Raw genomic sequence first — 13,267 nt, 5'->3', positions numbered from 1 at the left:
TTTTACTTTTAGGAAATATTAATATTGTTACCAACTTTGATCTTTCTCAGCAGTTGCCTGTTCAGTAAGTAGGTAGATGTGAAATCAATACTGTTTGGTTAAGAGTTTTTGTAGATTAGGTTAAAAGACAGCGAAACCCAACAAATGCTTATAAATGTTGGGTTTTGTTCCATTGCTTTGCAATGCTAACACGAACAACCCAAGCTACTTAGGTTTAACAGTATACTTATTTTATGAAGCGAATAACTCCAGTAGCTAGTGAGGATTGTCTCAAAGCAGTTGAATTCTTTAGTTTATATAAAATCAGTTTTAAGTTATCAAATTACTTTTCTAAGATAGAAGTAGCGAATAAAATCGCCAAAAGCAAAAAATCACCCAATCGCAAATTGGGAGGAAATAATAAACATGACGCAAGCACAAAAATCTTTAGAATCTGTCAACAGTGCTACAGATAAAGCCCTAGATCGTGATTGTACAACATTATCCCGCCACGTCCTCCAACAACTACAGAGTTTTGGTCCAGATGCACAAGATTTAAGTGCGCTCATGAATCGCATCGCTTTAGCAGGTAAACTGGTTGCTCGTCGTTTGAGTCGTGCTGGTTTAATGGAAGGGGTTCTAGGATTTACTGGAGAAGTCAATGTCCAGGGAGAATCCGTCAAAAAGATGGATGTTTACGCCAATGAAGTATTTATTTCCGTCTTCAAACAAAGCGGCTTAGTTTGTCGTCTTGCTTCCGAAGAGATGGAAAAACCCTATTATATCCCTGAAAACTGCCCCATTGGTCGTTATACTCTCCTTTATGACCCCATTGATGGTTCATCTAACACAGATAACAATCTCAGTTTAGGTTCGATTTTTGCCATTCGTCAGCAAGAAGGAACAGATATTGATGGTGAAGCGAAGGATTTGCTCACCGATGGACGCAAGCAATTAGCCGCAGGCTATATTCTCTATGGTCCAAGCACCATGCTGGTTTATACGATAGGTACAGGAGTACATTCATTTATTCTTGACCCTAGCCTGGGTGAGTTTATTCTGTGTGAAGAAAATATCAAAATGCCAAATCACGCTGCTACTTATAGCGTTAATGATGGTAACTTCTGGCAATGGGATGAACCTTTTAGAGAATATATCCGTTATGTGCATCGCACTGAAGGCTATAGCTCCCGTTACAGTGGCGCAATGGTGAGCGATATTCACAGAATTTTATTACAGGGCGGAGTTTTTCTTTACCCAGGAACACTACAAAAACCAGAAGGTAAATTACGTTTGTTGTATGAAACTGCGCCTTTAGCATTTTTAATTGAGCAAGCTGGCGGTGTTGCTAGTACAGGAACAATGGATATTTTAGATGTAGTACCTACCAAACTACATCAGCGGACACCGTTAATTATTGGCAGTAAAGAAAATGTGGACAAAGTGAAATCTTTTCTGCAAACAGGTAAATAGACAAAACTATAGCATCTGCCAATCTTCACATTCATACCAAAATCTACGAGGAAAAAGCAAGAGAAATTTCTAGCGATCGCTCCAAAAAAAAGCTGACTAGAGTTTTCTACACTCATCAAAACCTTACAAGACCCCAACATTAATAGTAATATTGGTGGTTCTAAAACTATAGACTCTCTATCCACAAATAACATTATGGATAGAGATTTGCATAACCAAATCACTGTGTCAGAATTATAACAAAGCTGATGTTCGACTTTTGACTTAAATTCTGTACTCTATTTACCTACAATATGCTGTCTGTGTCCTTTCTGTGTCATTCATGAACTCTTTACAAAGCAAAGTCAAGCTATTCTCACCTGTAGAGGGAATTGGGGAAGTAGGGGTAGGAAAGGATCAAAAAATCAGGAAATGAGGAGAATATAGATCCTTACTTTGTGCCTCCTTCTTGCCACCTAAACCCCAATTCAACATTCAAAATCTAAAATCTAAAATCTAAACTCCTATGGTCAGTCTGTTAGAAAATCCATTGCGCGTTGGTCTACAGCAACAAGGGATGCCCGAACCGCAAATTATCGTCATCTTTGGTGCTTCCGGAGATCTAACTTGGCGGAAGTTAGTCCCAGCATTATATAAATTGCGGAGAGAAAGACGTATTCCCGCAGAAACAACCATTGTCGGAGTAGCCCGTCGAGAATGGAGTCATGAATACTTCCGTGAGCAAATGCAAAAAGGCATGGAAGAAGCTCACGCTAGTGTAGAACTAGGCGAACTTTGGCAAGACTTTTCTCAAGGTTTGTTTTACTGTCCAGGGAATATAGATGACCCTACAGGCTACCAAAAACTCAAAACCTTATTGGCTGAACTAGACGAGAAACGGGGAACAAGGGGAAACCGGATGTTCTACCTTTCCGTTGCACCTAACTTCTTCCCTGAAGCTATTAAGCAGCTAGGATTAGCGGGGATGCTAGATGACTCAGAAAAACATCGTCTCGTCATCGAAAAACCCTTTGGTCGTGACTTAGCTTCTGCTCAAAACCTCAACCAAGTAGTACAGAAGTTTTGTAAAGAAAACCAAGTTTATCGTATTGACCACTACTTGGGTAAAGAAACAGTTCAAAACTTGCTGGTTTTCCGCTTTGCCAATGCCATTTTTGAACCTCTATGGAATCGGCAATTTGTTGATCATGTCCAAATTACCGTAGCAGAAACCGTAGGAGTAGAAGACCGGGCTGGTTACTATGAAAGCGCCGGCGCACTGCGGGATATGTTACAAAATCATTTGATGCAGCTTTACTGTTTAACAGCAATGGAAGCACCCAACTCTATGGATGCTGATAGTATCCGTACAGAAAAAGTAAAGGTGCTACAAGCTACTCGTTTGGCAGATGTCCATAATTTGTCACAATCAGCAATTCGAGGACAGTATAGTGCTGGCTGGATGAAAGGTAAACAAGTGGAAGGGTATCGCAATGAACCAGGAGTTAATCCTGAATCAACTACTCCCACCTATGTAGCCATGAAGTTTCTAGTAGATAATTGGCGCTGGAAAGGTGTTCCTTTCTACCTACGGACTGGCAAGCGGATGCCAAAAAAAGTGAGTGAAATTGCCATTCACTTCCGCGAAGTTCCTTCTAGAATGTTCCCCTCGGCTGCTCAACAAGCAAACGCCAACGTTTTGGCGATGCGGATACAACCTAATGAAGGTATTTCCCTGCGGTTCGATGTAAAAATGCCTGGTGGTGATTTCCGCACCCGTTCCGTAGATATGGATTTTAGCTATGGTTCTTTTGGTATTTCCGCTACTTCCGATGCTTACGATCGCCTTTTCCTTGATTGTATGATGGGCGACCAAACTCTATTCACACGGGCAGACGAAGTAGAAGCAGCTTGGCAAGTAGTTACACCAGCCCTTTCTGTATGGGATTTACCCGCAAATCCTGCTACCGTTCCTCAGTATGAAGCTGGTACTTGGGAACCAGAAGAAGCAGAATTATTAATTAACCAAGACGGCCGTCGTTGGCGCAGACTTTAATTAGTCAGTGGTCAGTGGTCAGTAGCAAAACAACTGACAACTGACAACGAACAACTGACAACGAACAACTGACAACTGACAACGAACAACTGACAAAATTAACTATGGTTTCCCAAGCACCTACGATTTTTTCTTTGCAAGCACCCAAGGATGTTTCCCTCACAGAAATTGAGGCAGAACTCAATCAAGTTTGGCAAAGTTACGGTATTCAAGGGGCAGATGGTGGTTTACCTGCTGCTACCCGCGCCACAACATTTACTTTGGTAGTTTACGAACCCGAAGAAACTCAGTATTTGTTAACTGCAACCGGCTTTTATAATGGTCCAGTTGATGGTATTTTGGGTCCCCAAACTAAAACAGCATTGCAGGCTGTACAGAAAAAACATCAACTTCCAGAAACTGGTAGTCCTACAGCAGAAACTTTAACGGCTTTACGGCAAGAATATTTCCAAAAGCAACACCCCGGACCAAAGGGAGATAATCATGGTGCAGCAATGGGCTATACTTTCAGCCCCACTAGCCCCACCCTGGCTGATGAAATTGCTATCCGTAATCCTTGTCGGATTATTGCTTTATGTCCTATTGCTGGGGATGATGAAGGGGTAAAGGCTCAAGTATCTGCCTATTGCCCAATCCAAAAGCAGTCTTCTAGCACGCTGATATGCTGTGAATATATTACACTCACCGGGACTGCTGCGGCTTTAGAACGCATTGGGGGCATGATTCCCGCTTTGTTAATCGGTGGTTTACCTAAATTTTTATGGTGGAAAGCCACACCAGATGCTGCTAATCCTTTGTTTAAACGATTAGCAGCAGTTTGCAATAATGTCATTGTTGATTCTTGCAACTTTAATACACCAGAAGATGATTTACTCAGCTTGCAACAGTTGGTAGAAACTGGTGTACCTTTAGCTGATTTGAATTGGCGACGTTTGTCAGCATGGCAAGAATTGACAGCAGAAGCTTTCGACGCTCCTAACCGTCGCGCAGCCCTCAAGGAAATTGATCGTGTCAATATTGATTATGAAAAAGGTAATGCTGCTCAAGCATTACTGTACTTGGGTTGGTTGGCTAATCGCTTAGATTGGCAGCCAATTTCCTATAGACAGGAAAACGGTGATTATGACATCACTTATATCCAATTCCTGTCTCAAGACCAAAAACACATAGAAGCCGAGTTAGCAGGTGTTCCTCTTGCTGATATGGGTGAAATTATCGGTGATTTGATTGGTTTGCGTTTAAGTTCTACCAATCCTCAAGCTAATTGCGGAACTGTAATTTGCTCAGAAACTGGCGGTTGTATGCGAATGGAAACCCATGGCGGCGCTCAATCTTCTGGGTTGTTCCAACAGGTAAGTTCTCTTTCGGAACAAAAAGCAGAAGTATTGTTAAGTCAACAGGTACAACGCTGGGGACGTGAGGCTTTATTTGAAGAAAGTCTGACTGTCATTGGCAATACTATTAAGTTAAGGAAATAGATAATACAGCAGGTGACAGCTAACATCTATTTCTGTCTAGGTACAGTTCGCTATAAATCAGGACTTACGCAAAACAGAACGGAAGTAGGGGTAATTCATGAATTACCCCTACGCAAGAATCAGGTTTTGAGTTCAATCTTGCGTAAGTCCTATAAATAATGAAAGGTAGGGTGGGGTTTCCCACCTTTTATTTTCTCTTGATTGTAAAGTTTTGTAAAGTTATAGATAATATAACTCTGCATTGACAGAAGAACTCATATAAGCAAAGATTAATTTCCAAAAATTTATGAATCTTCAACAAGCAGAATTATATCAACGTCTTCAAGAATTTTCTTTAGATCAAAAAAATGTTTCTTTTTCTTTTAGTCAGAGGTTAGCAAGGGAAAATAACTGGACAATTTTATATACTCAGCGTGTAATTGAAGAATATAAAAAGTTTGCCGTTATTGCTGTTTTTGCAGGACATCCAGTTACGCCTTCTGATCAAGTAGATCAAGTTTGGCATCTACATTTAACATATACTCAATCTTATTGGCAAGATTTTTGTGGAATATTGGGTACACAACTAGATCATGGACCCACTCGTGGCGGTAATCAGGAATATCATAAATTTAATAATTGGTATCTGAATACTTTAGTCAGTTATGAACAGTTTTTTGGAGAAACTCCACCGATAGATATTTGGCCATCTGCTCATATTCGTTTTGATAAAGAAGCTAATTTTCAGCGTGTAGATACTCACAAAAATTGGATTGTATCTAAACCTAATTTAAAGTTTCCTCAGATAGATATTTCTCGTTTGATTCCTCATAGATTTTATCTAGCATTTCTGTTGACATTGACATTAATATTCACTAATTCTCAGCTTTTATTGGCATCAAATAATAGCAATTCCCAAACTTCGCAAAGTTTTGAAAATACTATCGTCACTTGGTTTTTAAGAGCGATCGCTTTTTTTGTGACATTCTTCATATTTGCATCTATTGGCAGAGGTGGTGGCGGTGGCAGAGGTGGTGGCAGGAGTGGTGGTAGTAGCAGTGGTAGTAGTGGTTGCGGCGGCGGTGGTTGTGGCGGTGGTGGTTGCGGTGGTGGTGGTTGCGGTGGTGGTGGCTAATCTCTAAGATATAGATTTTATTTCACGCAGAGGCGCAAAGGACACAGAGAAAAGGAAAATATGAAGAAATTTTTGATGAGAAGAATTGGGTTTTCTTTAATAGCTGTATTAGTGATGGTTCTGATTACATCTACTCATGCTATTGCCCAACAAGTGCCATTTTATTGGGACTATATCCATGTGAATATTGATGTGCAAACGAACGGAGATATGTTGGTTACAGAGGAACAAAAATATGTTTTTGAATCTGCTCACTCTCATAAAAGATATCGCTATATTTATCTAAATAAGGTTGATGAAATTAGGGATGTGACAGTTCAAGAAAATAACCAAATTATTCCTAGCAAAACCGGAATTCAAAATAATCAATTTTGGATTCGCTGGCAACATCAATTAACACCACCAGAAGCACGTACCTTTATTTTAAAATATCGTGTAGTTGGTGGGTTACATATCAATGGTCAGAATACTCAAGTTTACTGGAAAGCGATTTTTCCGAAGCGAAAAGCTCCTGTTAATGCAGCAAAGATCCGAGTAAAATTACCAGAATTATTATCAAGCAAAGTCCTTAATTTTACGAATTTTGGTACACCAGCTACAGCCAGTCAGGTCAATTCTAGAACTTTTGAATTTGTTGCTAATCAGTCTATTCTCCCACAACAAGAGTTAGAAGTTCAGATCACATTTCCTAGCAACATTCTTAACCTAACTCAACCTAATTGGCAAAAAGGTAAAGCCGGAAACCCCATTTTTCTTGGATTTATATATATGTTTTTTTTTATGTTCTTGGCCTTTACTATCATTTGTTTAATTAATCATCTGAAATGTCCTCAATGCAAAAAATTGACGCTCAACCGGACTTATAAAGTATTATTGCCAGCATCTACTCGATATGCAGGAACACGCAGGGTAATCTGTCACTGTAAAAACTGCTCTTACCATAATGAGTATAAAGAAGTGATTCCACTAATTAGTAATAGTAGTAATAGTGGTGGCGGTGGATATAGTAGCGGTGGATATAGTAGCGGTGGATATAGTGGCGGTGGAGATTGTGGTGGTGGAGATTGTGGCGGTGGAGATGGTGGTGGTGGAGATTGTGGCGGTGGAGATGGTGGTGGTGGTTAATAGTCAGCAGTATTTACACCTCACCTCATGCTAAAGTAAGAATATTTTATACAGCTTAGAGCGTTTCCTAGTACACAATGGTGTAAATAAATCAACAATTAAATTAACCTAATCAAATGGATGAATTAGAAGCAAAAATCCTGCAAATTGTTCAAGAAACCTGTCAACATCCCAGGGGTAGTATTGCCCGTCAAAAAGGACTCAATCAGATTATTTTATTGATTCAAAAAACAGGTAAACTATTGCGTGGTGTAGGTATACCTGATGCAGAAGAAGCTTTACAGGAAACTTGGTGGTATTTTTGCCGAAATCTTTGTGAAGCGACTACTACAAAAGAACCTTATAATCCTGAAAAAAGTAGCGTGATTACTTGGATTAACAGTTACTTAACTTATCGGTTGCAAGATAAACGCATTAGTTTTTATGAACAAAAAAATAACTTCGATTTACTTTCACAAGAAAACGATCAACAAATAGATCCTGCAAATTTAATTCCTGCACCTACAGAACCAAGACCAATATTAAATGAAATTCAAGAATGGTTAAAAACAAATTATTCAAAACTAAAACGTATTCATATCAGAGATCATCCAGATATTAATTGTTACGTTTTAATTTCTCGTCGTTTACCACCGGAAACATCTTGGTTAGATTTATCTGTAGAGTTTGGTATACCTGTCGCAACTTTGAGCAATTTCTATCAACGTCAATGCTTTCCCCGTCTTCTCAATTTTGGTAAATCTCAAGCTTATTTTGATAGTGAAGGTTACTTTGATATATAGTAAATTATGAATTATCCTACTGAACAACAAAGCATTTCTATTCCTATTTCTGCAAAGTTCCGAGATACAGCTTTGCAATTTGCTCAAGAACAACCAAATCCAGAAAAAGCTAAACAAGTCTACCTGAATACTTTAGCGGTGCAAGTCATAAATAATTACTTGCAACTATTAGATATTTCTACCACAATAGAAGCCAGCTATAGTTGGGATTACTGGGGAAGAATGGGTGCAGATGTGGCAGATTTATTATTAACTGGAATTGGACATTTAGAATGTAGATATATCCGAACAGGTGATCATATTTGTCATATTCCTCCTGAAGTTTGGCATCATCGTTTTGGTTATGTGGTAGTGGAAATTAATCAAACTTGCCAAGAAGCTCAAATTAGAGGATTTTTACCCGCAGTGACGACAACAGAAATTAATATAGAACAGTTACAACCATTAGAACTTTTAATAGAACATTATCATCAATTTTCTGGTGTACAATTAAGACAATGGTTAGAAGGAATATATACGTCTCAATGGCAAAGTATTGAGGAATTAGCTTTGAAAAAAAGCCCACAATTGGCCTTTCGTTCTTCAAAAGTGCGGGGATTTGAGATAGATACATCCAAAAAAGTTTGGCAAGTGATTGAACAATTATATCCCCAGCGCAGTTGGGGAAAAATCTTACCATCAAAATTATTACAGAATTCCGATGTAGAAGTAAATGATCTTCTTGTTCATCTTTTACAAACTACAGATGATGAAGAAACTCGTTGGACTCTAGCAGAGATTTTATGGACAATTACCCCAAATCATCCTGTTATTGCTGCTAGAAGAGTTATGGATTTAGGAATGCAGTTAGCCGGCAAATCTGTAGCTTTAATGGTGGCTATTTTACCAAAAATAGATAAAACTTTTGCCGTACTTTTACGAGTATATCCAATGGGTAATCAAATTTATTTACCAACGGATTTACGATTGTCAGGATTATATGAAAATGGACAGCCATTTTTAGAAGTTCAAGCTAGAGAAAAACAAGATAATTACATTCAATTAAAATTTTGTGCTGAACTAAGTGAAAAATTCCAAATTCGGGTTACTCTAAATAATGCAGTCATTACAGAAAAGTTTGTCATTTAGACCAATACGGTTTAGTTAAGAAAATTGTAGGTTAGCTTAAACTTAGATAACCGAATGGTGGTAAAACCCAACAAATTCGCGGAGATGTTGGGTTTCATTTTATTGCTTCCCGAACGTTTACGTTCCACAACCCAACGTTGTATCTTAGAGGTATGTTAGCCTTAACTGAACTGTATGTCATTTAGTCAGACAAATCACTTAGGGTAAAAGCCGTGGGTAAGTTGGTAATATTCGAGATTGGAGAGGGTAGTTTTGAAAAAGGATTTCCTGTAAAAATTAGAATTTGGGAAGACAGTAAACCCCATTTTACAGAAATTTCTGGCAGGTTTCCACCAGCTTTAGAAATTCCTGAAACTTATTATGAATGGCAATCAGCTTATTATCAATTGCCTGGTAATTGGTTAATTACTGTTCCCCAAACTCAAATCACTAATGTATCCATGACAGAAATTTGTGATGAAGCTGCTCAAAAATTCCAAGCTAGTTTTAATAATTGGTTAAATCAACCATCTGTAAGAAAATTAGAAAGGCAATTTTTACAAAAAGTGGGTGAATGGGATCATGTTCGCTTTATTTTACAAACACAAGATTTATTATTAAGAAAACTTCCTTGGCATTTATGGGAAATATTTCATACTAGTCATAATAAACCAGAAGTTGTAATTGGTTCAGATTATGAACCATCAAAAATTAAATTAAAAAGTCCTGTAAAAATTCTGGCTATTTTAGGGAATAGTCAAGAAATTAATATTCAACCAGATTTACAAGCATTGACAGCAAAATTACCAGGTGCAATTATTGAACCTTTGTGGCAACCATCGCGTCAAGCGATCGCAGATAAATTATGGAATCAATCTTGGGATATTTTATTTTTTGCTGGACATAGTTGCAGTCAAGAAGGTGATAGTTGGGGAGAAATTCAAATTAATGATCATGAAACTTTATCACTTTTAGAATTGCATCATACCTTGGGATATGCTGTTAAAAAAGGATTGAAATTAGCGATTTTTAATTCTTGTGATGGATTAGGATTAGCACGCAATTTAGCTGATTTGCGAATTCCTTATACTATTGTGATGCGAGAACCTGTTCCTGATATTGTCGCTCAACATTTTCTAGAATATTTTCTCACAGTTTTTGCATCTGGAGAATCTTTATATACCTCTGTACAACAAGCTCGTGTGCGTTTACAAGAAAATTTAGAAAGTCAATATCCTTGTGCTTCTTGGATACCTGTAATTTTTCAAAATCCAGCAGCAGCATTACTCCAATATCCCCAACCTCGCAATTTACAAAAGGTAACTTTTCAGTCAGGAATAGCTATTATGTTATTCCTGATTATTGGTACTATTTTATGGTTGAGTTTAAAGGAAATCAAATTGCGGAATCGCTTTAGTTATGGTGAAAAAGTATTATTTACCTCAGTTACTAATTTAGATAAGCAAGCAGGTACAACAGCATTTTTATGGAAAAATTACAATCAAGCTATTAAAAAATTTACTAATTATTTACAGGAATATTCCCATGATCCAGAAGCTAAAATATATTTAGAAAATGCCAAAGTTGCCAATAAAAAAGTAATCAAAATTGGTGTAGCTGTACCTATAGGTAGTAATCCTTCCGTAGCACAAGAAATTCTTCGAGGAGTAGCGCAAGCTCAACAAGAAATAAATAATGATGGTGGGGTAAATAGTAAGTTCTTACAAATACAAATTGCTAATGATGATAATAATCCGGCAATAGCTAAGGAAATTGCTCAGAAATTTGTCAAAGATCAGGAGATTTTAGCAGTAGTTGGTCATAATAGTAGTGATGCCAGTATACCTGCTGCTGATATATATCAAGCTGGAAAGTTGGTAATGATTTCACCAACTAGTAGTTCTACAAAATTAACAGATCGTCAAGATCGGACTGATGGTAATTATATTTATAGAACTGTTATTAGTTTTAATATAACTGCTGAAACTCTGGTTGAATATGCCAAAAATACTGGAAAAAGCAAGATTGTTATTTGTAGTGATTCTAAGGCCGCAGATCAGTCTTTTGAAAAAGCTTTTGTTAATGCTATTCATAGCAAAAATCTGGTGTTAGTTAATGAAATTAAATGCGATTTTGCAGCTAATGATTTCCAAAGTGAGAAGATTATTCAAAGTGCAATTAAGCAAAAAGTAACTACTATTCTCCTAAATCCTCAAGTTGACAGAATTGATCAAGCTATCGAACTAGCTAATCATAATCAAGGACAGTTATTATTATTAGGAAACCCTAGTTTACAAACTAAAAAAGTTATTGCTGCTGGTGATGCGGTAAATGGTATGGTAATAGTAGTTCCTTGGCAAATTACTGTTTCAGATAATCAAGAATTTGTCCGCAATGCTAATCGTCTTTGGGGTGAACAAAGCTTAATTACGTGGCGTACTGCTATGGCTTTTGATGCTACTAAAACAGTGGTGATCGCTATGCAAAAAAAAGGGACTACAAGAACCGATATTCAACAAGCTTTAAGTAATAACTTTTCTTTTTCAGGTGCGACAGGAACAATCAAGTTTTTATCATGGGGCGATCGCATTGGCGATCGCCTTGGTGAGGCTATGTTAGTGCAAATACAACCAGATCCCCATGCCCCCACAGGTTACAATTTTGTACTCAAACAGTAATTAAGCAGATTTCCATGTACCGTGGAAACTAGGGGGGATAACGTTGGGTAATCCTAATTTACAAACAGGTTCTTCATGTAGTAAATCGCTGGCAAATACCCAAACTTCGCTACAATTATTATTACCATCATAAACCACAGTTAAAATCCAACCTTGTCCAGAATTTTGTGAATCTTGAACATAAATTGGTTCGGAAGGATAGCAATTTTCGCCAATAGTTGCTTCTGTTAAAGTTCCAGTTTGGTGATCAAAACGAGCAATATTATTTAAAATTTCCTTACCAACATCTGTTCCTGGTTGGAATCCTGACATATAGGTATAACGAGAAAATTGACCTACATTTTGCCCAGGAACACTAGGGAACTCACAATGTCGCTGGGAAAGTTGCTCAATTTTAATTACCTTTCCAGTTTGAGGATTAAGTTGCACTTGGGAAAATGTACTATTAGCAATAGTCTGAGTTTCTCCTGTCATTACTTCTTGTAGATATTGATTAGTTCGGAAATTTTCATAACGAGCAATATCTACAATCACTGCACCACTAGGATCTACATAACCATTAGCAAAATGCCACTGAAACCAAGGTTCAGTTTCACCCCGACTGACTAAAGATAAACTTTCTCTGTCAAAAACTATAATTTGAGTTCCTAATTCAGGAAGCCATTCTAAACAATCACTATAGGTGCTTATTCCTAGCAAAACTGGCCAAATATTTAATCGAACTGGGGAAACAAAAAAGACAAGATACTGTCCCGCTAATACAAAATCATGTATTAATGGTACTCCTTGTAATTGATGTGTTGCTGTTTGGATAATTTTGCCTGTAGAGTCGCTTTTATAAACGTTAAGTGTGGCATTTAATCCAGGAGTCACACCAAAATTAAAAATTTCTCCTGTATATATATCCTGCTTATAATGGGCAGAATAACTTAATTCTTTAGTTAAACTTCCCAAATCATCTTCACCACAAGTTTCTAAAGTTTGCAAATCTAAAGCATAAGGTTTACCTCCTTCCCACAATGCCAAAAGTTTATCAGGTAATGCCAAAACGGAAGTATTAGCCGCATTTTTCACTGGTTTTATCCATTGATTCCAGATAATTCCTGGTGCAGTCATGCCATAATTACCATACAGCAATTTACCCGCAGCAGTCTCTTCTTGATAACCAATGGTTTGCACATAGCGATAAACTCCAGTAGCACCAACATCATTAAAATTAACAGCGAGAATTGCCCCGTCTCCATCAAACCAATGCCCCACACGAATACCATCTCGTTCTAGTCGTCCTGGTCCATTTCGGTAGAGTGTACCCCGCAAACCAGCAGGAATTTTACCAGAAATAATAGGTAGTTGAGTAGCAGGAAACTCTGTTCCCGGTTGAGATATTGCCCCTGCCCAGGCTTTTTTTGTTGACTTTTTATTAATTGTTGGCATAGTGATTTTTGGGTCTTTAGAGTGTTTCTCAAGAGATTTTAAAATCTATCTTTAGATACAAT

Annotated in this window: 9 protein-coding genes; 8 read left to right on the top strand and 1 reads right to left on the bottom strand. The window is 37.7% G+C overall.

Annotated features, from left to right (window positions below; all coding sequences use genetic code 11):
• Positions 1-405 precede the first annotated feature (405 nt).
• The 8 genes from fbp to FJR04_RS23855 all read left to right on the top strand — a co-directional run bounded on the left by fbp (position 406) and on the right by FJR04_RS23855 (position 11,771).
• Entirely contained in the window at positions 406-1,452 is a 1,047-nt protein-coding gene (gene fbp, locus FJR04_RS23890) for a class 1 fructose-bisphosphatase (protein ID WP_168499556.1), read from the top strand.
• Between the two features lie 505 nt (positions 1,453-1,957).
• Positions 1,958-3,487: a glucose-6-phosphate dehydrogenase gene (gene zwf, locus FJR04_RS23885; RefSeq protein WP_168499554.1), complete on the top strand. Its 1,530-nt coding sequence runs from the start codon at positions 1,958-1,960 to the stop codon at positions 3,485-3,487.
• Between the two features lie 104 nt (positions 3,488-3,591).
• Positions 3,592-4,965: a glucose-6-phosphate dehydrogenase assembly protein OpcA gene (opcA, locus tag FJR04_RS23880; protein ID WP_168499552.1), complete on the top strand. Its 1,374-nt coding sequence runs from the start codon at positions 3,592-3,594 to the stop codon at positions 4,963-4,965.
• Between the two features lie 286 nt (positions 4,966-5,251).
• Positions 5,252-6,079, top strand: a complete 828-nt coding sequence (locus tag FJR04_RS23875; protein ID WP_168499550.1) for a hypothetical protein — start codon at positions 5,252-5,254, stop codon at positions 6,077-6,079.
• Positions 6,080-6,139: 60 nt separating this feature from the next.
• Positions 6,140-7,204, top strand: coding sequence for a DUF2207 domain-containing protein (locus FJR04_RS23870; protein WP_168499548.1), 1,065 nt, complete (start codon positions 6,140-6,142; stop codon positions 7,202-7,204).
• A 116-nt stretch (positions 7,205-7,320) separates the two neighbouring features.
• Positions 7,321-7,986, top strand: coding sequence for a sigma-70 family RNA polymerase sigma factor (locus FJR04_RS23865; RefSeq protein WP_168499546.1), 666 nt, complete (start codon positions 7,321-7,323; stop codon positions 7,984-7,986).
• A gap of 6 nt (positions 7,987-7,992) precedes the next feature.
• Positions 7,993-9,114 (top strand): DUF1822 family protein, encoded by a 1,122-nt coding sequence (locus FJR04_RS23860; protein ID WP_168499544.1) that lies wholly within the window; start codon positions 7,993-7,995, stop codon positions 9,112-9,114.
• A gap of 212 nt (positions 9,115-9,326) precedes the next feature.
• Complete coding sequence (locus tag FJR04_RS23855) at positions 9,327-11,771, top strand: ABC transporter substrate-binding protein (RefSeq protein WP_168499542.1); 2,445 nt, start codon at positions 9,327-9,329, stop codon at positions 11,769-11,771.
• On the opposite strand, the gene FJR04_RS23850 is transcribed toward FJR04_RS23855, so the two are convergent.
• Positions 11,772-13,205, bottom strand: coding sequence for a carotenoid oxygenase family protein (locus FJR04_RS23850; protein WP_168499540.1), 1,434 nt, complete (start codon positions 13,203-13,205; stop codon positions 11,772-11,774). It abuts the gene before it with no gap.
• Positions 13,206-13,267 lie beyond the last annotated feature (62 nt).

The sequence above is a fragment of the Anabaena sp. UHCC 0204 genome (assembly GCF_009711975.1).
Classification (GTDB): Bacteria; Cyanobacteriota; Cyanobacteriia; order Cyanobacteriales; family Nostocaceae; genus Dolichospermum.
This window is presented reverse-complemented; position numbering and strand designations above follow the sequence as displayed.

Bases quoted from the DNA above. Each gene is read 5' to 3' on its own strand.
- FJR04_RS23875 (WP_168499550.1), top strand. From the start codon at position 5,252: ATGAATCTTCAACAAGCAGAATTATATCAACGTCTTCAAGAATTTTCT.
- zwf (WP_168499554.1), top strand. From the start codon at position 1,958: ATGGTCAGTCTGTTAGAAAATCCATTGCGCGTTGGTCTACAGCAACAA.
- FJR04_RS23850 (WP_168499540.1), bottom strand. From the start codon at position 13,205: ATGCCAACAATTAATAAAAAGTCAACAAAAAAAGCCTGGGCAGGGGCA.
- FJR04_RS23860 (WP_168499544.1), top strand. From the start codon at position 7,993: ATGAATTATCCTACTGAACAACAAAGCATTTCTATTCCTATTTCTGCA.
- opcA (WP_168499552.1), top strand. From the start codon at position 3,592: ATGGTTTCCCAAGCACCTACGATTTTTTCTTTGCAAGCACCCAAGGAT.
- fbp (WP_168499556.1), top strand. From the start codon at position 406: ATGACGCAAGCACAAAAATCTTTAGAATCTGTCAACAGTGCTACAGAT.
- FJR04_RS23870 (WP_168499548.1), top strand. From the start codon at position 6,140: ATGAAGAAATTTTTGATGAGAAGAATTGGGTTTTCTTTAATAGCTGTA.
- FJR04_RS23865 (WP_168499546.1), top strand. From the start codon at position 7,321: ATGGATGAATTAGAAGCAAAAATCCTGCAAATTGTTCAAGAAACCTGT.